Origin of the sequence: Actinokineospora fastidiosa, assembly GCF_014648415.1 — a bacterium.
Classification (GTDB): domain Bacteria; phylum Actinomycetota; class Actinomycetes; order Mycobacteriales; family Pseudonocardiaceae; genus Actinokineospora; species Actinokineospora fastidiosa.
In genome coordinates this window covers 1,217,263-1,241,541 of record NZ_BMRB01000002.1, presented here as the reverse complement: position 1 = coordinate 1,241,541, position 24,279 = coordinate 1,217,263, and the positions used below count along the sequence as shown (strand labels likewise).

At 73.4% G+C, this 24,279-nt stretch carries 22 protein-coding genes; 10 read left to right on the top strand and 12 right to left on the bottom strand.

Annotated elements, in window-relative coordinates; genetic code table 11:
- Positions 1–8: 8 nt before the first annotated feature.
- The gene (locus IEY98_RS15635; RefSeq protein WP_189211153.1) at positions 9–377 is read left to right on the top strand and encodes a hypothetical protein; all 369 of its coding nucleotides are present in this window, start codon (positions 9–11) and stop codon (positions 375–377) included.
- Between the two features lie 50 nt (positions 378–427).
- Positions 428–997, top strand: coding sequence for a DUF305 domain-containing protein (locus tag IEY98_RS15630; protein WP_189211152.1), 570 nt, complete (start codon positions 428–430; stop codon positions 995–997).
- A gap of 344 nt (positions 998–1,341) precedes the next feature.
- On the opposite strand, the gene IEY98_RS15625 is transcribed toward IEY98_RS15630, so the two are convergent.
- The gene (locus IEY98_RS15625) at positions 1,342–1,605 is read right to left on the bottom strand and encodes a hypothetical protein (protein ID WP_189211151.1); all 264 of its coding nucleotides are present in this window, start codon (positions 1,603–1,605) and stop codon (positions 1,342–1,344) included.
- A 94-nt stretch (positions 1,606–1,699) separates the two neighbouring features.
- Here IEY98_RS15625 and IEY98_RS15620 point away from each other — a divergent pair, with 94 nt between their 5' ends.
- Together IEY98_RS15620 and IEY98_RS15615 are read left to right on the top strand one after the other, a co-directional pair.
- The gene (locus tag IEY98_RS15620; protein ID WP_189211150.1) at positions 1,700–2,008 is read left to right on the top strand and encodes a MerR family transcriptional regulator; all 309 of its coding nucleotides are present in this window, start codon (positions 1,700–1,702) and stop codon (positions 2,006–2,008) included.
- Between the two features lie 78 nt (positions 2,009–2,086).
- Complete coding sequence (locus IEY98_RS15615) at positions 2,087–3,124, top strand: cellulose-binding protein (RefSeq protein ID WP_189211149.1); 1,038 nt, start codon at positions 2,087–2,089, stop codon at positions 3,122–3,124.
- A gap of 77 nt (positions 3,125–3,201) precedes the next feature.
- Here the strand turns inward: IEY98_RS15615 and IEY98_RS15610 are convergent, their stop codons facing one another.
- Both IEY98_RS15610 and IEY98_RS15605 read right to left on the bottom strand, forming a co-directional pair.
- Positions 3,202–3,402, bottom strand: a complete 201-nt coding sequence (locus IEY98_RS15610) for a cold-shock protein (protein ID WP_189211148.1) — start codon at positions 3,400–3,402, stop codon at positions 3,202–3,204.
- A gap of 255 nt (positions 3,403–3,657) precedes the next feature.
- Positions 3,658–3,858: an RGCVC family protein gene (locus IEY98_RS15605; RefSeq protein ID WP_189211894.1), complete on the bottom strand. Its 201-nt coding sequence runs from the start codon at positions 3,856–3,858 to the stop codon at positions 3,658–3,660.
- Positions 3,859–4,408: 550 nt separating this feature from the next.
- On the opposite strand from IEY98_RS15605, the gene IEY98_RS15600 reads away from it, so the two are divergent.
- Positions 4,409–5,329 (top strand): ATP-dependent DNA ligase, encoded by a 921-nt coding sequence (locus IEY98_RS15600; protein ID WP_189211147.1) that lies wholly within the window; start codon positions 4,409–4,411, stop codon positions 5,327–5,329.
- Here the strand turns inward: IEY98_RS15600 and IEY98_RS15595 are convergent.
- From IEY98_RS15595 to IEY98_RS15585, 3 genes are all read right to left on the bottom strand, one after another.
- Positions 5,326–6,468 (bottom strand): alkaline phosphatase family protein, encoded by a 1,143-nt coding sequence (locus tag IEY98_RS15595; RefSeq protein ID WP_189211146.1) that lies wholly within the window; start codon positions 6,466–6,468, stop codon positions 5,326–5,328. The two genes, IEY98_RS15600 and IEY98_RS15595, sit on opposite strands and share 4 nt — an antisense overlap.
- A 54-nt stretch (positions 6,469–6,522) precedes the next feature.
- Positions 6,523–12,003, bottom strand: coding sequence for an ATP-binding protein (locus IEY98_RS15590; RefSeq protein WP_189211145.1), 5,481 nt, complete (start codon positions 12,001–12,003; stop codon positions 6,523–6,525).
- Positions 12,004–12,295: 292 nt separating this feature from the next.
- Positions 12,296–12,898 carry a hypothetical protein gene (locus IEY98_RS15585; protein WP_189211144.1) on the bottom strand — a complete coding sequence of 201 codons (603 nt, stop codon included), beginning with the start codon at positions 12,896–12,898 and terminating at the stop codon, positions 12,296–12,298.
- Between the two features lie 110 nt (positions 12,899–13,008).
- Here IEY98_RS15585 and IEY98_RS15580 point away from each other — a divergent pair, with 110 nt between their 5' ends.
- Positions 13,009–14,082: an FAD-dependent oxidoreductase gene (locus IEY98_RS15580; RefSeq protein WP_189211143.1), complete on the top strand. Its 1,074-nt coding sequence runs from the start codon at positions 13,009–13,011 to the stop codon at positions 14,080–14,082.
- A 225-nt stretch (positions 14,083–14,307) separates the two neighbouring features.
- On the top strand, positions 14,308–15,093 hold the full coding sequence (locus tag IEY98_RS15575) for an RICIN domain-containing protein (protein ID WP_189211142.1): 786 nt from the start codon (positions 14,308–14,310) through the stop codon (positions 15,091–15,093).
- Positions 15,094–15,354: 261 nt separating this feature from the next.
- Here the strand turns inward: IEY98_RS15575 and IEY98_RS15570 are convergent, their stop codons facing one another.
- The gene (locus IEY98_RS15570) at positions 15,355–16,035 is read right to left on the bottom strand and encodes a DJ-1/PfpI family protein (RefSeq protein WP_229786939.1); all 681 of its coding nucleotides are present in this window, start codon (positions 16,033–16,035) and stop codon (positions 15,355–15,357) included.
- A 103-nt stretch (positions 16,036–16,138) separates the two neighbouring features.
- Between IEY98_RS15570 and IEY98_RS15565 the strand changes: the two genes are divergently transcribed.
- The gene (locus IEY98_RS15565; protein WP_189211140.1) at positions 16,139–18,466 is read left to right on the top strand and encodes a hypothetical protein; all 2,328 of its coding nucleotides are present in this window, start codon (positions 16,139–16,141) and stop codon (positions 18,464–18,466) included.
- A gap of 3 nt (positions 18,467–18,469) precedes the next feature.
- Here the strand turns inward: IEY98_RS15565 and IEY98_RS15560 are convergent, their stop codons facing one another.
- From IEY98_RS15560 to IEY98_RS15545, 4 genes are read right to left on the bottom strand one after another with little or no spacing between them, the layout of a single operon-like run.
- Positions 18,470–18,916, bottom strand: coding sequence for a hypothetical protein (locus IEY98_RS15560; RefSeq protein WP_189211139.1), 447 nt, complete (start codon positions 18,914–18,916; stop codon positions 18,470–18,472).
- 53 nt (positions 18,917–18,969) lie between these two features.
- Positions 18,970–19,803 (bottom strand): carbohydrate ABC transporter permease, encoded by an 834-nt coding sequence (locus tag IEY98_RS15555; protein ID WP_189211138.1) that lies wholly within the window; start codon positions 19,801–19,803, stop codon positions 18,970–18,972.
- Positions 19,800–20,681, bottom strand: coding sequence for a carbohydrate ABC transporter permease (locus tag IEY98_RS15550; RefSeq protein ID WP_189211137.1), 882 nt, complete (start codon positions 20,679–20,681; stop codon positions 19,800–19,802). Before IEY98_RS15550 ends, IEY98_RS15555 begins: the two co-directional genes overlap by 4 nt.
- Positions 20,678–21,961, bottom strand: coding sequence for an extracellular solute-binding protein (locus IEY98_RS15545; protein ID WP_189211136.1), 1,284 nt, complete (start codon positions 21,959–21,961; stop codon positions 20,678–20,680). The genes IEY98_RS15550 and IEY98_RS15545 overlap by 4 nt, the downstream gene beginning before the upstream one ends.
- A gap of 195 nt (positions 21,962–22,156) precedes the next feature.
- On the opposite strand from IEY98_RS15545, the gene lexA reads away from it, so the two are divergent.
- Together lexA and IEY98_RS15535 are read left to right on the top strand one after the other, a co-directional pair.
- Entirely contained in the window at positions 22,157–22,804 is a 648-nt protein-coding gene (lexA, locus tag IEY98_RS15540; RefSeq protein WP_189211135.1) for a transcriptional repressor LexA, read from the top strand.
- A 33-nt stretch (positions 22,805–22,837) separates the two neighbouring features.
- A complete protein-coding gene (locus IEY98_RS15535) occupies positions 22,838–23,245 on the top strand; it encodes a PPOX class F420-dependent oxidoreductase (protein WP_189211134.1) in 408 nt (135 codons plus the stop codon).
- A 3-nt stretch (positions 23,246–23,248) separates the two neighbouring features.
- On the opposite strand, the gene IEY98_RS15530 is transcribed toward IEY98_RS15535, so the two are convergent.
- A complete protein-coding gene (locus tag IEY98_RS15530) occupies positions 23,249–24,220 on the bottom strand; it encodes a helix-turn-helix transcriptional regulator (RefSeq protein ID WP_189211133.1) in 972 nt (323 codons plus the stop codon).
- Positions 24,221–24,279 lie beyond the last annotated feature (59 nt).

Here is a 24,279-nt window from a genome sequence, read left to right as displayed (position 1 = left end):
TCGCGCGCATGGTCGGCCCGAACGCCATCCCGCGCTGGCTGCTCGCCTGCGCGCTGGTGTTCGCGGTGCTGTCCATGCACCACCTGGCCTCCACCGATCCCGCCGGGCCCGCCCATCACGGCTCTGCCGCGTCGGCGTCCCATGACTGCTGTCCGGTCGACTCCGAGCCCGCTGGCGACCACGGCCTGCTGCACCTGTGCCTGGCGATCCTGCTGGGGATGCTCGTCCTGGTCACCGCGCTCGTCGGCTGGCGGCTCAGGCGGGCTTCGCGCGGCCGCGCGCCTCCCCGGTCCGTCGCCGTCCCCGTGGCCCCGCCGTCGCCGGTGTTGCCCGGCGGCAGAGCGACCCTGCATTCCGTCTGCGTCCTCCGGCTGTAGATCGGCGGTCTCGTCACCGCCGAATCCACACCGACAGGACAGAAGGACAAATGAAGACCACGACGTTCGCCGCGGCCATGGTGGCCGCGGGTGTTCTGCTCGCCGGGTGCGCGGGCGCGGACAACGGCTCCACCACCCCGCCCCCGACCACCCCGACGAGCGCGGCCGCCGACCACAACGCTGCCGACATCGCCTTCGCGCAGGGCATGATCCCCCACCACGAGCAGGCCGTCGAGATGGCCGCGCTGGTCGAGGGCCGCACCACCACCCCGGAGGTGCTGAGCCTGGCCGAGCGCGTCGAGCAGGCGCAGGCCCCGGAGATCCGGACCATGACCCAGTGGCTCGCGGCATGGGGCGCCCCCACCGCGGCAGGCGGCCACGAGGGCCACGGCCCCGGCATGATGAGCGCCGAGGACATGACGCGGCTCGAAGACGCCAAGAACGCCGATTTCGACCGGCGCTGGCTGGAGATGATGATCGAACACCACGAGGGCGCGGTCGAGATGGCCAGGACCGAGCTAGCCGAGGGCGGCAACGCCGAGGCCAAGGCCCTCGCCCAGCAGATCATCGACGCCCAGCAGGCGGAGATCACCGAGATGCACGCCCTGCTCGACTCCTGAGCCCAGCCGGGGGACGGCCGAACACAGCCGTCCCCCGGCGGGCCGAGCCGCTACGGGCTCAGTCGCCCCAGGCCGAGTGCCGCGCGGGTCGAGTGCCGCGCAGCTCGCGTCCTCGGCAGGCTGAGGCCGCCGCAGTCCGCCACGAGCCGAGTCCGGCCCGAGTCGAATCCGCCGCGTGTCGGGTCCGCAGTGGGTGGAGTCCTCGGGAAGTCGAATCTCCGAGGGTGGGGTCTGCATGCTGAGTCCGCCGCGGCCCGGAGAGGCCGCGGCGGACGGGAATCCGTCGACAGGGGAATGCCGGGACGGCGGCGCTGGTCGCGCGTGGGCGCCGTCCGGTGTGGACCTCACCTCCTTCTGGTGTTCGGCGTGGTCGGCTGTCGTCGCGGAGGGGAGCGCTGGTGCGGATCGATCCGGTGGGGCACCCGGGCAGGACGTGGGCGGGACGTGCGCGCGGGGACGGCGGGGCGCGGCGCGGGGCGCGCGGCGGAGGGTACCGGGGCGGTGGGGAAGTTGGCGGCGATGATCGCGGCGAACTCGGCGTCGAGCCAGTCCTGGTCGGCGAGGACCAGGTCGGCGAAGTCCGCCGTGCGCACGTCGGCACCTGGCATGTCGATCACTCCCGGGCCACTATCACCAGGTCACTGACCGATCTATATTTCTTATAGCCACGACTGCAAGTTCTGTCAAGCGCCTGGAGCCGCCGTGCCGCTCGACGACCTGGACGACCTCGACTACCCGGCCTACACCATCGGGCAGGCCGCCGGTCTGCTCGGCGTGCGGCAGGCGTTCCTGCGCAGCCTCGACACCGCGGACCTGGTGCGCCCGGTGCGCTCGGACGGCGGGCACCGCCGCTACACCCGCAGGCAGCTCGAACTGGTCGCGCGCGTGCGGGTGCTGTTCGACGAGGGCCACTCGCTGGCGGCGACCACGCGCATCATCGAGCTGGAGGACCTGCTGGCGGCCGCCCGGGGCGAGGTCGCCGAACTGCGGGAGCGGCTCGGCGAACCCTGACGGCGGATTGGCACTCTGCGGGCGAGAGTGCTAACAAAGATCCCGGGACCCCATGACGATGACAGGAGGGATGCCGTCGTGACCGCGGTGGACACTCGGTCCGAACTTGTTCCGCTGCGCACCGACTTCGACCTGGTGTGGCGCGGCTGCGACCCCGGCCAGGTCCGGCGCTACGTCGAGGAGACCGAGGTCGAGCTGCGGCTGCTCGCCGCCGACCGGGACGCCGCCGCCGCCCGCGCCGACGACCTGGCGCGGCTGCTCGACCAGGCCCGCGCGGAGGTGCGCGACCTGCGCGCCCGCGTCGACCGGCTGTCCAGGACGCCGGTGGACCCGGCGACCCTGCCCGAGCGCCTGCGCCGGATGGTGGACCTCGCCCACGAGCAGGCCGCCGAGATCACCGGCCGCGCCCAGTCGGCGGCCGAGCAGCACTGGGCGGCCGCCGAGCAGGCCGCCGCCCGCGCCCGCGAGCGCACCGAGCGCCTGCTGGCCGACCTCGAGACCCGCCGCCGCGACCTGGAGACCGAACACCGCGCCCTCCTCCGCCAGGCCCACGACCGCATCGCGACCATGACCCGCGCCGCCGAACACCGCAGGCGCGACCTCGACGAACGCGCCGCCGCCCTCCGCGAGCAGGTCCAGTCCGACTTCGAGACGGCCATGGCCGCCCGCAGGGCCGAGGCGATGGCGACACTGTCCAAAGAGGAAACCGCGGCCCGTGAGCGCGCGTCCCGCATCGTCGCCGACGCGACCGCCGAGGCCGAGCGCCGGATCACCGCCGCCCGCCGCCAGGTCGACGAACTCCGCGCCCACCGCGCCCGCATCGCCGAGAGCATCCAGGCCGCCCACCGCCTCCTGGCCGCCGCGGTCCCCCTCCTCCACGACGATCCCCCCGCCGCCGATGGGGAGACTTCGCCTTCGGTTCCGCAGGGGGATGCCGAGGCCGTGACCACCAAGGCGCCTGCCGTCGGGGTCCCGCGTGACGGCGCGGCAGCGCCCAGCGAGGAGAGGCCGGTGATGGCAGCCGTCACCACGCTCCGGCAGGCAGCCGCTGACGCCCCGGCTGAGGACAGCCCGGCGCCGAGCGACAACGCGGTGGTGTTGGGACGGTCGGCCTAGTCCGCCTCACGAACGGGTGCGCGCAGACCGCTGCCCCTCGACCCGGAACGGGTGAGGGGCAGCGGGAGGCGTGCGGATCAGACGGCGCGGACGCCGGTCGCCTGCGGGCCCTTGGGGCCCTGGGTGATCTCGAACTCGACGCGCTGGTTGTCCTCCAGGCTGCGGAAGCCGTAGCCGTCGATCTCGGAGTAGTGGACGAACACGTCCGGGCCGCCCTCGTGGGAGATGAAGCCGAAGCCCTTCTCGGCGTTGAACCACTTCACGGTTCCCTGGGTCATGCATTTGCTCCTTGCTTGGGGCTGGATGCGGGCCGCGGACGCGGCCCTCGGTCGGGGGTCTCAGACGGCGACTTCTCCAGCTTGTCCTGCAAGGCAAAGAAAGTGACGCCCGCAACATCGTTTCCGCGAGCGTGATGAACACGAACACAAAACTCCGCGACCACCCCGTACAACCCGGCACGCCTCCGATTCGTTCCCCCGGGCCGCGGGAAGTCTCCCATGGCACACGGGGAGGCGCGCGACGCGGGCGGCGGTTCAGCGCTCGCGATCGGCGTCTCCGCTGATGGGAGCCCTGGTCGAGTTGCTGTAGGTCATGCCCGCCGACTCGCCCGAGCACAGGCAGCGACGGGTGCGGCCGCTCGCGGCCATCGCCGCGCAGAACCGCCGGGCGGTGGCGTCGTGGGCGCTCAGCGGGTGCGGGCACGCGGGGCACTCGGGGGTGAGGTCTGGCGACATCCGTCCGGCCTTTCACTCGACAGTGGGCCGCGTGCATCGCCCCCGGCGACGGCCGGGGCGACAGCCTCACCGTACGCCTCGCAGGACGCCCACGCGCCCTCGCATCTTTTCCGCTCAACCGGGCCCGGAGGGGGTAGCATCGACAGTGTTGGCGCATCGCCTCCATGGAAGTGCCAGCCACTCCTGTCCGGTTTCTGACGGGCAGGCGCGGGAGTACCGGCGCGAGCCGGGCGACCGCTCGTCTTGATGCTCTCCTGGCCGTCACGGCCTGCGAACAGTCTCGGTCGAGTCCCCGGTCAACCGGGCCGACACCGATGACGTTCACCACGGGGTTCGGCGAGCAAGGCCCGACCACGCCGCCCGCCGGTCGCACCGCCCGAACCATCCGATTCGGACGGTGCGACCGTCGCGGCGCGTCCCGTCGGGACAGTCCACTGCGGCCGTCCTCTTCCTCGACTGTCCTCAACGGATCATGCTTGACCTGCGAGGACATGCGATCTTCCGCGTCCGCTGGTTAGGCTCCCCGGTGAGGGGAGCAGGGAGCGCGGGCGTGCTCGTACCGCCGGTGGAGTTGGCGCTGGCCCGACCGCAGCGCCGGGTCCCGGCCGCCGGGCCGGGGTGGCGGTTCGAGCCGAAGTTCGACGGCTGGCGGGCCCTGCTGTTCACCGCGTCCGGTTTCGTCCAGTCGCGCCGCGACAACGACCTCGCCGCCCGCTTCCCCGAGATCGTGGCCGCCGGTCGCGGGCTCGGCGACCTGGTGCTCGACGGCGAGCTGGTGGCGCTGCGCGAGGGCAGGCTGGACTTCTCCGCGCTGACCTCGGCCCCGCGGTCCCGCGCGGGCGCGGGCGTGGCCGTGTACTTCGTCGTCTTCGACATCCTCGCCGACGCCGACCGCGACTGGCGGCCCCGGCCCTACCTGGACCGCAGGCGCAGGCTGACGGACGTCATGGCCGCCATCGACCCGCCCTTGCAGCTGATGCCCGCGACCGACGACCGCGCCGCCGCGATCCGCCGCTGGATGGACCCGGCGGGCGCGCGGATCGGGATCGAGGGCGTGGTAGTGAAGGCGGCGGACCGGCCGTACCGGGCGGGCCGGACCGGCGACTGGGTCAAGGTCCGCCACACCGCCGTGCTGGACGCGGTCGTCATCGGCGTCACCGGCCGCCCGAGCCGCCCCGAGGAGGTGGTGCTCGCCCGCCGCGACGACGACGGCGGCCTGCGGGGCATCGGGCTGTCGCTGCCGCTGCCCACGCCCCTGCGCGACGAGGTGGGCAGGCACGTCGCGGTCACCGGCGAGCGCGCCGAGCTGGCGTCCGGCGGCGGCTTCGGCCGGTCGCGCACCGAGTACCTGCCGGTCCACCCGACGCTGGTGGTCGAGGTGGAGGCCGAGGCGTCGGCGGAGTTCTTCACCAACCGGCTTCGCCCCGCCGTCCGGCGGCTGCGGGTCGACATGACGGTCGAGGACGTCTAGCGCCGGACCACGAGCAGCGGGACGAACTGCTCCTCGGCGGTCAGCGAGCCGTGCTGCCCCGGCAGCGCGCTCAACCACCGCTCGGCCGCCGACCGCACCACGCCGAGCCCGCCGCGCGCGGCCACGACGACATCGCCGATCCTCGGCCGCACCCGGTCCTCGACCCGCGGCCCGAACCAGCCGCGCGCGATCGCCTCGTCCCGGGTCGCGACCCAGGCGCGGTCGCCGAGCACGCCCGACCACCGCGCCCGCACGTCGTCCAACGCCCCGGGCTCGGTGTAGACGTGGCGGACGCGGACCTCCCCGCCGAGCAGCCGCACGCCGTCCCGCAGGTCCTCGGCGGTGTCGAAGTCCACGGGGTCGTCGATCTCCACCATGCCGTGGTCGGCGGTCACCATCAGCGCGGCGTCCGGGGGCAGGGCCTCCGCGAGCGCGGCGGCGAGCCGGTCCACGAACACCAACTGGCACCGCCACGGCTCGCTGCCGGGCCCGTAGACGTGCCCGAGCGCGTCGAGGTCCGCGTGGTAGGCGTAGCAGAGCGCCCGACCGGGCTCCCGCAGCGCCGCGGAGGCGCGGCTGACCAGGTCGCCCAGCGCGTGGACGCCGTGGAACTCCCCGCCGCGCAGCACGGCCCGGGTCAGCCCGCTGCCGCGGTGGTCGCGCGGGGCCACGAACCGGACGCGCACCCCGGCGGCCTCGGCCCGCTCGAAGGCCGTCGGGTGCGGCTGGACCTCCTCGGGCACGAGCACCGCCCGCAGGTCGCCGTTCTCGCCGTGCCGGTGCCAGCGCAGGGTGTTGAGCAGTTCCTCCCCGTCGGGCCCGTCGACGGCGAAGGAGTAGCCGACGATGCCGTGCCCGCCGCTCGGCTCGCCGGTCGCCAGGGAGGCGATGCTGGTGGCCGTGGTCGCGGGGAAGCCCGCGGTGATCCGGTCGGCGCCCAGCGACGCCAGGAACGGCGCGTCCTCGGCGTGGTCGTCGAGCAGCCGCCTGCCCAGGCCGTCGACGAGCAGCAGGCAGACCCGGGTCGGACCGGCGATGCCGAGCGTGTCCGCCGTGCCCGGCACGTCCATCCCGGCCAACAGCGAGGGCAGGACGTCGGCCAGCGTGCCGTTCCCATAGCGCGGTACCAGCGGCTCCATGACCGCGACCCTAACCGGGGGAGGGGCCGTGCGACCCCTTCCCCGGCCGGGGCGTCAGGCCCGCATGCCCTCCTCGATCGCGGCGATGACCCTCGGCCGCAGCTCGGCCGCGGTGATGATCGCGTCGACCGAGCCGACCTCGACCGCGCGCTGGATGCTGTGCACGCGGTCGAACTCCGCGGCGACCTCGCCGAGCTTCTCCGCGCGGACGGCGGACTGGACCTCGGCGAGCTGCGCGGTCAGCGACGCGCGCTCGACCCCGCTGGCCGCGGCGACCCTGGCCTTGAGGTCGGTCACCCTCGGGTCGGTCGCGGTGCGGTTGTTCACCTCGCTGGAGAACACCACGGCCGCGGCCGGGGCGCCGCCCAGCACCGAGGCGAAGGAGCCCTCCAGCGCCAACACCGTCATGTTGGGGTTGAGCGCCTTGGAGAACACCACGAACGCGCCGCCGTGGTAGCGCGAGATCACGCAGAACACGATCGGGCCCTGGAAGTTGACGATCGCGCGGCCGATCTCCGCGCCGTACTCCAGCTGCAGCTTGCGCATCGACTCCGGCGAGCCGTCGAAGCCCGACAGGTTCGCCAGCACGACCAGCGGCCGGTTGCCGGAGGCGGAGTTGATCGCCCGCGCCGTCTTCTTCGACGACTGCGGGAACAGCGTGCCCGCGGTGTAGGTGTCCGGGCCGTCGGTGGGCGGGAAGCCGCGGCGCGGCACCGCGCGCGACTCGATGCCGACCAGGCAGACCGGCCACCCGCCGATGTGGACGTCCTGCACGGCCGAGGTGTGCGCGTCGGCCATGCCCGCCCAGCGCTCCAGCACCGGGTGGTCCTGGTCGGACAGCGCGCGCATCACCGTGCGGATGTCGAACGGCTTCTTGCGGTCCGGGTTGTGCTCGGCGGAGAAGATCTGCCCGACGGTGGTGAAGTCGCTGTCCACCACGGCGTGCGGGAAGCCGGAGATGTCGCGGTCGGCCGGGTCGGTGGTGACCGCCCTCCTCGGCGCCTTCTCCCCGGGCACGACGTAGGTGTGGTCGTAGTGCGCCATCAGGATGTCGCGGGCCGCGGACAGGTTCGGCGCCCAGTACTGCGCCTGGCCGTTGGGGCCCATCACCCGGTCGTAGCCGCCGATGCCGAAGTTGTCCTCCGCGGACACGCCGCCGGAGAAGTCCAGCGACTGCTTGCCGGTGAGCACCATCGCCGAGTCCGGCGTCATCACCAGCACGCCCTTGGTGTGCATGAGCATCGTCGCCTCGGCGTTCCAGTACGGCTGGGCGCCGACGTTGATCCCCGCGACCACGATGTTGATCTCGCCGCCGTCCTGGGTGAACGTGACGATCCGCTTCAGCGCCGCGGCCACCCAGTCCATGTTCTCGGTGCCCGAGGACATCGAGATCTTCGCGCCTGCCGACAGCGCGAACCACTCCAGCGGCACGCCCATCCGCTCGGCCAGGTCGAGCGCGGCGATCACCCGCGAGCACTCCGGCTCCGACAGCGCGCCGAGCGCCTTCGTCGGGTCGCCGAGCAGCACCACCCGCGTGACGCCCTCGGGGTGGCGCTCGGTCGGGGTCGTGACCACGCCCGCGATGATCGCCGCGGTGTTGCGGCCCTTGGGCCGGTCCACCGGCACGAGCACGCCGTGCTCGTCGAGGTCGTGCTCGACGAAGCCGCCGTCGGGCCCGGCGAGCAGGCCGGTCAGCTCGTAGGGGTAGACGTTGCCGCGCTGGGCGGCGCGCAGCACCTTCTGGCGGTAGTCGTCCAGCGGCTCCACCGGCTCCGTCGACGGCTCGCCCACGTCCAGCCGGGCGCCGTGCCCCGGGGTCAGCGTGATCCGCGCGGCGACCTCGGTCAGCTCGCCGGTCTCGGTGCGCTGGCGGGCCAGGAACTGCACCTCCTCCAGCCCGGCGCCCACCGTCGTCGGCAGGATGCGCTGGACCAGGGTGTTCAGCTCGTCGCGGGTCACGTCCGTGGCGGGCCAGACGTACATCATGATCCGGTTGGTGTCGAACCGCCGGTTCTGCGGCCGCCGCGCCTGGATGTTGCGGATCGCGTCGAGGCACCCGGCGAAGGTGTCCTCCACCGCGGGCAGCGCGACCAGCCTGCCGTCGGCCTCGCGCAGCGGCGTCAGGTCGCGGACCTGGCTCATCGCGAACAGCCGCTCGTCGGCCGGGTTGCTGCGGGCGACGGCCTTGAACAGGTAGATCTCCTCGTCCGCCGACGGCAGCCGGGTGAGGTCGAACTCGCGCAGCCGCTGCAGCTGAAGGCGCTGCGCGATCTGCGGGTGCAGGCCGCGGATCAGCCGGTCCTCTGCGAAGCCCGCGCCGTCGGGCCGGAACGTGAAGTGGTGGTGCATCACCGCGCCGCTGGTGCCCGCGACCGTGGTGGTGATCCGGCGGACGCCCGGGGGCAGCGCGTGCTCGGCCAACTGCGCGCCGAGCCGCTCGGCCATCCCGTCGGCGTCCGGCTGGCCCTCCCACGTGACGTAGAGGTCGGCGACCAGGGCGCCGTCGGGGACGTCGGCGGCGACCGCGCCCACCGCGCCGAGGGCGGCGGGCAGCGACGCGATGTCGACCGCGGTGGTGACCACGCGGCGCGCGCCGTCGGGGCCCGCGTGCTCGGCGGTGACGAACCGGCAGCCGCCGATCTCCCGCGCGGCGACGTCCGACAGCCCGCGGTTGCCGTAGTAGCGGCGGGTCAGCACCTCCAGCAGCGGCGCGTGGTCGCGGCCGGGCCGCCCGATCCGCTGGCCGAGCAGCCGCACCAGCGGCTCGGAGCTGGCCACCATGGCCTGGATCCGCTCGGCGCGGTCCGGGGCGTCGGGGTTGCGGTCGAGGTAGCGCAGCCCGTCGCGCACGGCGGCGTAGACCTCGGCGCGGTTGCGGCGCAGCAGCGGCTGGGCGAACCAGCGGAACACCACGCCGCGGGCCAGGTCCGACACTGCGGGGAAGCGCACCTGGGTGGCCTCGACCAGCCGCTCCAGCGCCAGGCCGACGCGCTCGCTCAGCGACTCCGCCGGCGGCGAGCCCGCCAGCCACTGCCGCAGCAGCTCGGAGACGACCGCGACGTCGGTCGCCATCCGCTGCTGCGCCAGGAAGATCCGGAAGACCGCGGCCTCCAGCTCGGGCGTGCGGTCGAGGTCGGCGACGCCGTAGTGGCCGAGCACCTGGCGCAGCTTCGCCTGGAAGCCCTCGGGCAGGCCCGCCCGCTCGACGTCGAGGCTCTGCAGGTAGCTGTGGAAGTACTCGCGCGGGCTGTGCACCGGGCTGCCGGGCACGACGTCGAGCTCGCTGCCCGGCTTGTTGCGGCTCAGCTCCGACAGGTCGGCGAACACGCCGAGCAGGTCGAGCTCGCCCTCGATCGGCCGCCCGCCCAGCTCGGCGCGCGCTGCCAGGTAGTCGGCCAGCACCCGGTCGCGGTCGTCGGGGTCGACGTCGAAGCCGAGCAGCAGGCTGCGCAGGTCGCGCAGGCCCGCGCGCACCCGGTCGGCCGCGGACACGCCGGTGGGCTCGGCGGGCAGGTCGATCTCGGCGGTCTCGACGGCGGCGTCGGCGGCCGCGCCGCCGTCGGCGAGCGGCTCCAGGCGCATCAGCGGGGCGCCGGTCTCCACCTGGCTGCCCACCGACACCGGGCACTCGCGGACCCGGGCGCGGAATGGCGCGCGCAGCACCGTCTCCATCTTCATGCTCTCCAGCACGATGATCGGCGCGCCCGCGTCGACCTCGTCGCCCACGGCCAGCGGGGTCGCCACGACCAGCGCGGGCGCGGGGGAGCGCACGACGCCGCCCTCGTCGCGGCTGATCCGGTGGGTGACGCCGTCGACCTCGACGAGGTGGATCGGGCCGTGCGTGGCCGACACCAGCCGGAAGCGGCGGCCGTTGACGGTGATCAGGCCGCTGTGGGCGTCGAAGCGCTCGATCTCGACGTCGGCGGCGTGCTCGTCCCCGCCGCAGGAGACGCCGACGCGGAAGCGCTGCTGGCCGATCCTGGCGACCCGCACGCGGTAGCCGACGCCGCGCAGCTTGAGGTCCAGCGGGCGGCCGCTCTCGTGGCGCACCTGCGGGCGCCCGCCGTGCGCGGTGGACAGCAGCCGCTGGCGGTTGACCTCCTCCTCGTCCTGGTACGCCTCGATCGCGGCGGCGACCAGCGCGACGGCGGAGTGCCGGTGGGCGGTCAGGCGGCCCTGGGCCCGGACGCGGTCGATCCAGCCGGTGTCGGCGGTCGCGTCGATGACCTCGGGCTGGTCGAGCAGGTCGAGCACGAAGCTCTTGTTGGTCGCGCCGCCCTCGATGATGACGGTGGTCTCGGCCATGGCGCGGCGCAGCCTGCCCAGCGCCTCGGCGCGGTCGCGGCCGTAGGCGATGATCTTGGCGATCATCGAGTCGAAGTCGGCCGGGATGGTGTCGCCCTCGCTGACGCCGGTGTCCACCCGGATGCCCGGACCGGCGGGCAGCGCCAGCCGGGCGATGCGGCCGGGCGCGGGCGCGAAGTCGCGGTCGGGGTCCTCGGCGTTGAGCCGGGCCTCGACGGCGTGGCCGAGCTCGGCGGGCTGCGCGCCCTCCAGCCTGCCGCCGTAGGCGACGTGCAGCTGCAGCTTGACCAGGTCGGTGCCGGTGGTGATCTCGGTGATCGGGTGCTCGACCTGCAGGCGGGTGTTGACCTCCAGGAAGGCGAACATCCGCTCGCCCGGGTGGTACAGGAACTCCACGGTGCCCGCGCCCCGGTAGTCCACGGCCAGCGCCAGCCGCTCGGCCGACGCCTTCAGCTCGGCGGTCTGCTCCGCGGAGAGCACCGGCGACGCCGACTCCTCGATGATCTTCTGGTTGCGCCGCTGCACCGAGCAGTCGCGCACGCCCAGCGCCCACGCCGTGCCCTGGCCGTCGGCGATGACCTGCACCTCGACGTGCCGCGCGCCGGTCACCAGGCGCTCGAGGAAGACCACGCCGGAGCCGAAGGCGCGCAGGGCCTCCTGGCTGGTGCGCTCGTAGGCCTCGGTCAGGTCATCGCGGGAGGCGACCATGCGGATGCCGCGCCCGCCGCCGCCCGCGGTCGCCTTGAGCATCAGCGGGTAGCCGATCTCGTCGCCCGCGCGCAGCGCGTCATCGAGGGTGGCGACCTCGCCCCGGCTCCACGGCGCGACCGGGACGCCGACCTCCTCGGCGATCAGCTTCGCGCCGATCTTGTCGCCGAGCCTGCGCATCGCGTCGGCGCTCGGCCCGACGAACGTCACGCCGATCTTCTCGCACAGCTCGGCGAACGCCGGGTCCTCGGCGACGAACCCCCAGCCGACCCAGGCGGCGTCGGCGCCGGACTCGATCAGCGCCCGTTCGAGCACCGCGTGGTCGAGGTACGGGCGGGCCGAGGCGGGGCCCAGCGGGTAGGCGATGTCCGCCTCCCGGACGAAGGTCGCGCCGCGGTCGGCGTCGGTGTAGAGCGCGACCGTCTCGATCCGCGTCCCGGCCTCAGCCGAGAGGTCCCGCACGGCGTGGATGAGCCGCATCGCGGCCTCTCCGCGGTTGACGATGGCGACACGACTGAACACCGGCTGGTCCTCCCAAGTACCCACGCACAGAAGGCGACGCCCGGGTCCTGCGGACGTCGCCTGCACCTGCGAAGACCCTGCTCGGTTACCGACCGGTACACCAATGGCCCACGTCGAGCATGCCGGAGCCCGTCAGTTGTAGAGAACCTACAAAAAGCGAGCTTGGCCACACGATCCGGTCGTGGTGTCACGCAAGGTCTGCCACAACGCACGGGCCGACACTACGCCGAGATGACGGGTGTCCGCCGGGAAACGGAAGGACCGGGGAACAGCACGGGAACGACCCACCCGATCACCCCACGTCGCCAACACACCCCGCCAACCCATCGAACGAGCACCGGACGGGCCGGTGCCGCAGCAGACCCGCCAGCGAGATCGACTTCTGCCCCCCGGCCACCACGTTCAGCCGATCGGTGGACATGACGTAGAAGTCCCACTGGTCGACGTCGAGCGGATCGGCGGTCGCCTTGTCGGTGGGGGTGAAGACGCAGAACACGTAGACATCGGCCTGACGCTTGCGTTCGGTCGCGTAGGTGTTGGTGGCGAAGTCCCAGCCGACCGTGGGCCGGATGTCGAAGGCGATGGTCGACAGCCGGGTCTGCTTCCAGCTCTGCACATAGGCCGCTGACTTGACCTCCACCCGCAGGCCGGTGCCCGTGACCAGGTCGGCGGCGTCCCACTCCCGGCGCGTGCCGCCGTCGACGCAGCCCAGCGCCAAGCCGACGATGTACTCGGCGAGGACGCCGCGCATGGCGTTGCCGATGAGGTCCGAGCACGACCAGCTCCAGAAGCCGCGCAGCCGCGCGCCGTCGAGCGGGCGGCCCGCGCGGGTGAAGGGCTCGTCGCCGGTCTTCGGGGTGACGGTGACGGCGTCCAGGGGATCGGGAGACGTCATCGGGAGGATCTTAGGTCCCGCCGCGGTCCTGCGCGGGTGCGGTGGAAGGGCTGTGAAGGTGTTGTGCGGCGGGCGGCGCGGGCTGGGGTGGGGCAATACGTTCGGGCGTCATGGAGATGGTGGACGTGGTTGTCGTGGGGGCTGGGTTGGCGGGGTTGCGGACGGCGCGGTCGCTTGCGGAGCAGGGGTTCGACGTCGTGGTGTGCGAGCGGCGCGGGGATCTGGGGGTGGGGATCAGGACCACCGGCATCTTCGTGCGGCGGACGTTGGTGGACTTCGCCGTGCCGGACCGGCATCTCGGGCCTGCCGTGCGGCGGGTCGTGTTGTATCCGCCCTCGCTGCGGGGGCCGGTCGAGGTGGTGAGTGAGCGGGACGAGTTCAGGGTCGCTGACATGGAGGGGATGTACGCGCACGCGCTCGCCGAGGCCACGGCGGCGGGTGCGCGGGTGCGGCTCGGGGTCGCGTACCCGTCCACTGAGGTCACGGGCCGGTTCACCATCGGCGCGGACGGCGCGCGGTCGACGGTGGCGCGCAGGCTCGGGCTCGACACCAACCGGCGGCTGCTCATCGGGGCGGAGGAGGTGTACCCGGTCGGGGGAGGGGGGACGCCGACGTTCCACTGCGTCGTGGACCCACGCCTCGCCCCCGGCTACCTCGCCTGGGTCGTCGACGACGGACACCACGCGCACGTCGGCCTCGCCGGACTGCCCGAGCGCCTATCCGCGCCGCTACCGAAGCTGCTGCGCGCGTTCCGCGCCGGATTCCCGGACCTGCCCGAGCCCGCCGGACCGGTGCGCCGCCGAGGCGGACCGATCCCGGTCGGCGGCGTCCTGCGCCGCATAGCCTGCCCCGACGGCCTGCTCGTCGGCGACGCGGCGGGCGCGGTGTCCCCGCTGACCGCGGGCGGCCTCGACCCGTGCCTGCGCATGGCCGAGCTCGCCGCCACCGTCACCGGCGACTACCTCCGCACGGGCGACGCCGACGTCCTGCGGCACTACGACGGCGCCGCGCTGCGCGCCCGCTTCCGCGTCCGCCTCCTGCTGCGCGACGCCCTCTCCCTGGTCCGGGGACCGGCCGCGGCCGAGGCGGCGTTCACCCTGCTGCGCACGCCTCCCGGACGGTCCGCCGCCGCCCGCGTCCTCTTCGGCGACGGCTCGTTCCCCGACGTGCCCGCACGGCTCTGATCAGACCCCGGCCAGGACGAGGAAGACCGCCGTGAACACCACCGGCCCGTCGGTCCCGACGGCGGCGCGCCGATGTTGTCGCCCCCGTTGGCGAAGGTGACCGCCGCGAGCACGGCAGCCCCGCCGGCCGGGGCGGGAGGTGTCGTCCACGTCGGTGACCGCGACCATGCCGACGCCCTGGCCCACCGGCCCCGTCTCCTTCCCCCGGCGTGCCATGATGATCGCGTGCCACCGGACCGCCCGGACGACGCGGCCGCCAGCGGCGTGTCCAACACGGTGTCCGGCGCCGTGGAGGGCGCCGTGGTGCAGGTCGGCTCGGCCAAGGAGATCCACGTCGTCGCGCGGTCGGGCGGGGGCCGGTGGTTCGCCACCGCGATGGCCGCGATCGTCCTGGCCGCGCTCGCGGTCGTGGCCGCCTGGGACCGGGACGACCACCCGACCGCCCCCACGGCGGGGGAGACCACCTCCCTCCCGACCGCGACCGGCCCCACCTCAGCCGCACCCACCTCGGCCACAACCACATCGGCCGAGACCACCTCGCCCGAGACCACCTCGCCCGACGTCCGGCCAGCCGGGCAGCCCGCCGAGGCACCGCGCTACCTGCCGCTGACGAACCTGGCCACGGGCCACTGCCTCACGGCGGACGTCGAGGCCGTGATCGTGGCCAGATGCGAGGGACGGACGACCGAACTGTGGACGTGGCGCGGCGGATACGGCCCGGACACGTACCGGATCGTCAACCAGAGCACGGGCACCTGCCTGGCCCTGGCGGCCCCCGACATCGTCCACTTGCCGTGCGGGCAGTCGGACCGCAAGCAGCTCTGGAAGCGGACCGCGCTGCACGAGAACGACCACAACCGCCACTGGCTCATCGCCTCAGCGGCGACCGAGGACTGCCTGGTCGTGCTGGTCGGCAAGCCCCGCCCCGCCGCCCCGCCCCCAACGGGCCTGGCCCTGCGGGGATGCGACATCACCGACGTGCACCAGACCTTCGCCACACCGGACGCCTGACACCCACACCCCCGCCCGCCGCCGCGCCGGGTTCCCGCCGGGCAGACGCTGACGCCCGCGCTCCCGGGATCGCCGCCGTCCCGGGTGCCCGCCGGGCAGATGCCTGCCGCCGCGAACGCGGACCGGCACCAGCGGTCGGGTCCCGGGTAGACCCCCGCGAACCCGGACCGCCGCCAGCGGCCGGGTTCTGGGCAGGCGCCTGTCGGTCGTGGTTCCTCAGCCCGGGCGGCGGGCGGGTTCCCGTCGCGGCGGCGGTGCCGGTTATGCGCGCCAGACCGTGCCTCGGCGCTCGTACTCCAGGACCGTTTCCGCGCGTTGGGCCAGGCGGGCGCCCACGAAGCGCTCGATCAGCCAGAGGGCCAGTTCCAGGCCGGAGGTGATGCCGCCCGCCGTGATGAGGTCGCCGTCGTCGACCACCCGGGCGTTGATCACCGTGGCGCCCTGGGCGGCCAGGTCCGCCTTGGCTCCGGAGTGGGTGGTCGCGTTGCGGCCCCTGGTCATCCCGGCGGCCGACAGGACCATCGTGCCGGTGCAGATGGCCACCGGCAGGACGTCGGCGGCGGCCAGTTCGCGCAGGAAGGCGCGGTCGGCGATGAGGCGGTGCACCCCGGGGCCGGTCCGGTCCGTGTAGCCGCCGCCGGGCACCACGAGCACGTCGGCGTCCTCGGGCGACCACCGGCCCGGCACCGCCACCCGGGTGCCGTAGGAGCAGGTGACGGTGCCCGGCCTGCCCGTGGTCACCATCCTCGTGGTGATCGCCCCGCCGCTCATCTGGCCCGCCAGGCTGAGCACCTCGAGCGGCGCGACGAAGTCCAGCTCCTCCACCCCGTCGAACATCAGCACCTGCACCCGCAGCGGGCCGGACGCCTCGGCGGTGAGCGCGCCGCCGGTCGCCGCGCCGACGGACAGGGCCGAAGCCCGCAGGAACGTGCGTCGTTCCACCCTTGCCTCCCCAGACATCGTTTCCTGTTCCTCCCAGTCGGCCCGAACGGCCGCGAAGTTCCCGAAGAGGGCGTACGGTCTGGACATCGCTGGGGGAGGCGCTATGCGGCTGTTGGCGGGAATCGCGGTACTGCTCCTGGCGGCGTGCACGACGTCGCCGCCGACGCCGAGGACCGAGCCCGTCCCCGCCCGGCAGGCGGCGGTCCCGCCGGTCCTCGCCTACGCCACGTCCACCGCCATCCGCGTGGTCCACGGCTCCGCCACCATCGCCGAGGTCGACCTGACCGCCGACGAGTACGTCACCGACGCCGAGTGGACCCCGGACGCCGCCCGGCTGCTCGTGGCCACCTCGACCCGCCTCTTCTCGGTGGACACCACCAGCGGCGAGATGGCGACGGCCCGCTGCGAGTGCGACAGCATCGCGGTGGTGGGCGCGAAGGTCTACGCCATCGGCGGGTACAGCGCCACCGAGATGGCCCGCTACGACCTCGCCACCCTGCGCCCCGACGGGACGGTGCGGCCGGACCTCGGCGGGGCCAGGGGCCTCCTCTCCGTCGACGGCGCGGGCGAGCGCCTGGTCCAGTTCCGGATCGTCGCGGACGGCGCGCGCCCGATCAGCGACGTCGTCGTGTTCGACCCCGCCACGGGCGCCACCACCACCGTCGGGAACACCGGCGACATCGGGAGCCCGTCCGACAGCGCGTACACCCCGCGCGGCTGGCGGGACGCGCCCGTGTACGCCTACATCGCCACCGGGACCACCAGCGCGTGGACCGGGACCGCGACCGTCGTGTGGTTCGACCCGACCAGTCCCGCGCCCCAGGTGGTCACCACCGACCGGCAGCTGCGCGCGGAGTCCCCGGACGTGCGCGACGCGGCGTGGAGCAGCGCCCGGTCGGACCTGTGGTGGGCAGCGGACGGCACGATCCGCACGACGGCCCACACCTGGAAGTGCGAGTCCGGCGCTCCGCTGAGCAGGCCGACCTGCACGGACCTGCTCCCGCGCCAGCAATGGCGCTACGACGGCGTCGACTGGACGCGCACCGACGACCGCGACCTGGCCACCGTCCGCGACCTGGCGAACGGCACGTCCGTCGAGCTGGACCGCGACGGGCGGCTGTTCCTTGTGGACGGCGAACGGAAACCGCTCGCCAGCGAGGTCGAGCGGCTGTGGACCCCGGCGCTGCCCGCGGCCCCCGTCGAGCCGGGCAGCCAGGCCATGGCCGAGCGGTTCGCCCCGGAGGTGTGGCTGCACGGGGACGAGGCGAACTTCCCCGCCGACGCCTCGGACTTCGTGCGCCGCTCGACCCTGCGGTTCGACCACGGCGCGCCGTGCGGGGACCCCGAGCTCGTCGCCGCGCCCCCGGACGAGGCCAAGCTGGGCAGCGGCGAGCACACCCATCCGGCCGCCCGCCTCGACAGCCGCGACTGCCCGCACCGCGACGATGTCGTGTACCGGTCCGACGTGGTGGTTAAGGAAGGCGGCGGCAAGGGCTTCATCCTCGACCTCGACGACGACGACGCGCGGGACGGCAACAAGCCCGTCGACGGCGTGGTGACGGCGCCGGTGTACTGGGAGTACTGGCCGGGGGACCGGCCGGGCCGGGGCGTGTACGTGTACTGGTTCTTCTACGCCTACAACGACTTCAACAACAAGCACGAGGCCGACTGGGAGCGCGTCGGCGTGCAGGTCGACGGCGACCGCGCGACCGGCGTGGCGTTCTCCAAGCACAACGTGCCCGCCTGCCAGGTCGTCTGGGACCGCCTGGACACCCACGAGGGCCGTCCCGTGGTGCTCTCCGCGAAGGGCTCGCACGCGTCCTACGCGTTCGAGGGCGACTTCTCCCGCACCGACGGCCAGCAGCTCGGCACCGACTCGACCCGCAGGCAGATCCGCTGGCCGACCTGGACCGACGTGCGCGACCTGCGGACGCAGCCCTGGTACGGCTACCGGGGCTGGTGGGGCGACATGGGTCTGATCAGCTACAACAGCGGCATCCTCGGCCCGTACCCGAAGCGCGACATGTCCGCCCTGCTGAGCACGTCGCCGTGCACCGAGCAGGTCGGCCGCGTGCCGAAGGACTGGGTGGGCACGTGGAAGGCCGAGCGCGTGCAGGACCCGATGGGCGCCCAGGACCCGCGCGCCGTGGACTACTCCGCCGAGATCACGATCAGACAGGGCGGATTCGGCGAGGCCGTGGGCACGGCGAGCTACCCGGGCCTGGGCTGCACGGGGTCGCTGAAACTGGAGCGCTCGACCCAGGAGGCGATCGTGCTGCGCGAGACCCGCGAGCCGGACCCGGCCGACCGGAGCGAGCGCTGCCGCACGGCGGGCCACACCACGATCACCGCCACCCCGACCGGCCTGAGCTACCGCTTCGTCCCCGACCGCCGCCCCGGCCCGATCACCGCCGACCTCGTCCGCGGATAGCCGCTAATCGCCGGAGTACCCCCAGAGGACGATCTGCGCCGGGGCGTCGTCGTCGTAGAGGACGGCGCACCGGCCGCTCCAGCGCGGGAAGTCGTCGAGGAGGTCCGCGCCGCCCCGGTACACCGCGTCGAACTGCGCCCGGGTGGGCCGCTCGGTGCCCAGCGCCGCGCGCAGCCGCTCCGGCGACAGCGCCACGATCGTGCCGAAGTCGTCGCGCGTCCCGGCGGGCGCGATCCGGTCGATGTCCAGGATGGAGTGGGTGCCCTCCTCGGCGAGGTGCTCGTGCGCCTCGTATAAGGAGTGCAGCTCCGCGCGCGTCGCGGGCCTGGGCACGTCGTCGTCGGCCCAGTAGTAGTCGCCCTCGGCCAGCACGCGCTCGTGCAGGCGGGCCAGGACGGCCCGCGGATCGGGGTCGTAGTCGGTGTAGTAGTCCCAGCCGGACGCGCCCATGGTTCCTCCTCCTGTGTGGATGGCGGGAGGCTATCGGCGCCGACCGACAATCCTCACGACTTCACCGCGCCGCCCAGGCCCGCTGCCAGATGGCGTTGGACGAGGATGAAGAACACCAGCACCGGGATCGTCATCAGCGTCGACCCGGCCATGATCGCGCCCCAGTCGTTCTGGTCCGGCTTGAGGAACACCTGCAGCGCCAGCGGGAGCGTCTGGTTGTCCGCGTCGGAGATGATGAACGTCTTGGCGAACAGGAAGTCGTTCCACGCGTGGATGAACGACAGCACGCTGGTCGCGACCAGGCCGGGGGCCACCAAGGGGAACAGCACCTGCCAGAGGAACCGGAACCGGCTCGCGCCGTCCAGCGTGGCCGCCTCCTCCAACTCGTCCGGGACCGCCGCCACGAACCCGCGCAGCATCCAGATGGCGAACGGCAGGCTGAACGCCAGGTGCACCAGCACCAGCGACCCCAGGTGGTTCAGCCCCAGCGCGGGCACGGAGTCGCCGACCGAGCGCATGAGGAAGAACAGCGGGACGGTCAGCGCCTCCACCGGCACCATCTGCACGACCAGCAGCATGATCAGCATCGTGGTGCGGCCGCGGAACCGGAAGCGGGTCAGCGCGGTCGCGGCGAGGAACGCCATGACCATGCTCAGCGCCACCACCGCGACGGCGACCACCACGCTGTTGGCCAGGTACCGCCCGAAGTCCTCCACGGTCAGCGCGCGCAGGAAGCTGTCCAGGGTCGGCCGCAGGGTCCACGGCCGCGGCTCGGCGGAGATCACCTCGTCGTCGGGCTTCAGCGCGGTGAGCACCATCCAGTACAGCGGGAACGCCACGACGGCGGCGATCACCACCGTCACCGCGTCCGCGACACCCCGCCTCACAGCGCCTCCCCCGACCGGCGCAGGGCCCGCAGGTACCCCAGGGTGAACAGCAGCAGCAGCGCGGTCATCACCACGCCGATCGCCGCCCCCAGCCCGTACTCGCTGGCGGCGAACGCCTGCTGGTAGGCGTAGACGTTGAGCACCAGGTTGCGGCCCGCGATCCCGCCCCCGCCGGTCATGATGTAGATCTGCGTGAACACCTTGAAGTCCCAGATGATCGACTGGATGGTCACCACCAGCAGGATCGGGCGCAGCAGCGGCAGCATCACGCTGAGCGCGATCCGCCGCGTCGAGGCGCCGTCGAGCGCGGCGGCCTCCAGCACCTCGGCCGGGATCGCCCGGATGCCCGCGTACAGGGTGATCATGACGAACGGGAACGAGCACCAGATCACCTGCGCGGCGACCAGCCCGAACGCCGTCCACCGCCCGTAGGTCCAGGAGAACCCGGTGGTGCCCAGCACCTCGTTGACGAACCCGAGGTTGGCGTCGAACAGGAACAGCCAGATCGTCGACCCGGCCACCGCGGGCGTCGCCCACGCCCCGAGCGCGGCAAGGAACAGCACCGTCCGCGCCCACGGCCGCACGCGCGTGGCCAGCACCGCGAGCGCGGCGCCGACCAGCAGCGTGCCGCCGACGCACACCGCGGCGAACCCGACCGTCTGCGTCAGCACCGTCCAGAACTGCTCTCCGCCCAGCAGCGCCCGATAGTTCCCCAGGCCGAGGAACTCCACCGGCGCGCCGCCGCTGACCTGCTCCTGGCCGTAGTCGTGCAGCGAGATCAGGACCAGTTGGTAGACCGGGTAGCCGAGCAGGCCGATCAGGACCAGCAGGGCCGGGGCGAGGTAGGCGTAGGCGGCGCGCCCCTGCCCCGCCCTCACGAGGCGAAGGCGGCGTTCATCGCCTCGGCCGCGGCCGCCGCCGCCGTGTCGACGTCCTGCGCGCCGGTCGCCACCTGCTGGATCAGCGTCGGCAGCACGGCCTGGGCGTCGATCTTCGCCCACGCCGGGGTCACCGGGACGAACCGGGTGCCGTTCTCCAGCGTCGCGATGAACGGCGCGAGGAACGCGTCGGACTCGGCGACCTCGCGCTGCACGTCGGCGAAGGTCGGCAGGTTGCCCATCGCCTCGTACATCTCGCGCTGGTACTTCTTGCCCGCCAGCACCTGGACGAACTCCGCGGCGAGCGTGCGCCGCCCGGTGCCGCTCAACACGCCCAGCAGGTTGCCGCCCGCGAAGGCCGGGGCGATGGAGCCCTCGGTCGTGCCCGGCAGCGGGACGACGGCGTACTTGCCCGCCGCGGCGCTGGCGTCGACGGACTTGCGGTTGAAGTCGCCGCCGATCGTCATCGCGGCCTTGCCCGCGCGGAACGCCTCCACGCTGGCGTCGCCGCCGTTGCCCGCGCACGCCTGCGGCGGGCAGATGTCGTCGCTCAGCAACTCGGTGTACTGCGCCCATCCGGCCTTGGCCTCCGCGCTGTCCACAGTGGAGACGAAGGCGGCGCCATCGCGCTTGGCGATGTCGCCGCCGTTCGCCCAGACGAAGGGCAGCGCGCCGTAGACGTACTTGCCGCCGACGGAGATGCCCAGCATGTCCGGCTTGGCGGCGCGGATCCTCCGCGCCAGCGGGGCGATCTCGCCGAGCGTGGCGGGCGGCTCGACGCCCAGCTCGGCGAACACGTCGGTGCGGTAGTAGAGCGCGCGCACGCCGACGAACCACGGCACGCCGTACAGCTTCCCGTCGACCCGGGCGGTGTCCAGCACGGACGGCAGCAGGTCCTTGCCCTCCGCCCACCCGGCGACGTCGGCGCTCACGTCGGCGAACCCGCCCGCCGCGACGAACCCGGCGAGGTCGGTGTTGCCGAACTCGGCGACGTCGGGCGCGCTCTTGGGATCGCTGAACGCCGCCTTGAACCGCTCCGCCCTGGTCTGCACCTGGATGTACTGCACGTCCACGGTGACCCCGGGGTGCGACCCCTCGAACTCGGCCACCGCTGCCCGCACCACGGCGTCCTTCGCGTCCCGGTTCACCTCGTCGAACAGCCACACCCGCAGCTGCCCCGACCGCTCGTCCCCGCCCGCGTCCGCGGGCCCCGACTGCACGGGGGCGCAGGCCGCCACCAGTGCCACCGCCGCCGCGAAGACCAAGTGCCTCAGCCGCATCCCGACCCCCATCCTGTTGCGCAGACCGCAACATGCGTTTTATCCAGGGCAACGCGAGGTGTTGATGTTAGGAGCGCGGGCCAGCGCCGGGCAAGGGTCTGAACCATTCGGACCGGGAGCGCCGGTGTGTCCTAGGTGCACGTTCCCCATCGGGTGACGTCCTCGGACGGCGGACGCGCTCGATACGATCCGCCGGTGACCTTCGACGAGCTCGACCACCTCGACACCTCCACCCTGCCGCCCCGGCAGCGGCAGATCCTGGCCGCGGTGCGGGACTGGGTGCGCGAGCACGGGTACTCGCCGAGCACCCGCGAGCTCGGCGACGCCGTGGGCCTGCGCTCGACGTCGTCGGTGTCGCGGCACCTGGCGAGCCTGGAGGAGCGCGGGTTCATCCGGCGCTCGCGCGCGGTGTCCCGGCCGATCGACGTCCGGCTGTTCCTGGGGTCGTCCGAGCAGGCGGGGCCCGACGGCTCGGTGGCGGTGCCGGTGGTCGGCGACATCGCCGCGGGCGTGCCCATCACCGCCGACGAGCACGTGGACGACGTCCTGCGGCTGCCCGCCGAGCTGACCGGCCGGGGGACCGTCTTCGGCCTGCGCGTGCGCGGCGACTCGATGGTCGACGCCGCCATCTGCGACGGCGACATCGTGGTCGTCCGCAGCCAGCCCGAGGCGCACACCGGCCAGATCGTCGCCGCCATGATCGACGGCGACGCGACGGTCAAGGTCCTCCGCCGCCGAGGCGGCCACGTCTACCTCGACCCGTGCAACCCCGCGTACGACCCGATCGACGGCGACGACGCGGTCATCCTCGGCATCGTGGTGTCCGTCCTGCGGAACATCTGATCTTGGTGGGCCGTCCTCGGGCAGGATGGTGACATGTCACCTGAATTGCGCGCGCTCATCGCCGCCGGTCCGATGGCCCACCTCAGCACCATCAACCCCGACGGGAGCCCGCAGGTCTCGGTCATCTGGATCGGCATGGACGGCGACGACCTCGTCAGCGGCCACATGTCCTGGTACGTGAAGCTGCGCAACATCCGGCGGGACCCGAGGGTCGTGCTCTCCTTCGACGCCCCGCGCGACCCCGGCGTCTTCCTCAACGAGTACGCCGTGGTGCGGGCGCGGGCCACCGTCGAGGCGCGCGACGACGCCTGGGACCTGCTCGACCGGCTCGCGAAGGTCTACATGGCCCCGGACGCGGAGTTCCCCGCGCCCAAGGGGCCCGGCTACGTGGTGCGCTACCGCGTCGAGCGCGTGGGCGGCGTCGGTCCCTGGGCCGGGTAGCGCTCAGAGCCAGCCGCGCCTGCTGGCCTGCAGGGCGGCCTGGAAGCGGGTCGTCGCGTCCAGGGTGTTCATCAGCTCGGTCAGCCTGCGGGTGACCGTGCGCTCGGCGATGTCGAGCGCACGGGCGATGGCCTTGTCCTTCATGCCCGCCGCGAGCATGGTGAGGATCTGCCGGTCGGTCTCGCTCGGCTCGGTCATCGGGGTCCTGCCCGCATCGGGGCCGAGCGGGGTGGCCCGCTCCCACAGCATGTCGAAGCACGCCACCAGCGCGCTGAGCAGCGGCGACTGGTGCACGATGATCCGCACGCCGGTCTCGGCGGCGTCGAAGCTGAGCGGGATGAGCGCGATCCGGCTGTCCACAATGGTCATCTTCATGTGGATGTCGGGCAGGGCGCGGGCCTGCTCGCCCGCGGCCATGTAGCGGCGGATCTCGGCGATGCGGCCGTGGTCGGCGATCGCGGGCGTGTGGTAGATCGAGCGGTAGACCACGCCGCGGGCCAGCGCCTGCCACTCCGGCGGGTTGTCCATCGGCCTGCCGGTCATGTACGGCGGGCAGTCCACAATGCACACCTCCTGCTCCGCGCTCAGCTGGATGCGCGCCAGCTGCTGGCGCACCGCCTCCTCGCCCTCGACGAGCTCGATCAGCTCGGCGGCCCGGCCGCTGGGCGCGGCGTCGAGGCGGCGGCCGAGGTCGCGGGCGGCCACCCGCAGGTTCTCCAGCTCCTGCCTGCGGCGCACCACGAGCGCGTCGATGGCGACCTCCGGCGGCGCGGGCACGTACCGGGCTGGCGTGCCCGCCAGCCGGGTGACCAGCCCGCTGTCCAGCAGCCGCGCCAGCGGGCGGCGCACCTGCGCGGTCGAGTGGTGCGTCCGCGCGGCGAGTTCGGGGAGCGTCAGGTGCGGGGTGTCGATCAGCGCGACGTACAGCGCGCTCTCGGCCCGGCCCATGCCGACCGGCTCCAGCATCGCGTCCATGCGGCGACACGGTACTCCGCCGTGATGGCGAGTTCCGGCTAGTGGCGGAAACCCGCCAC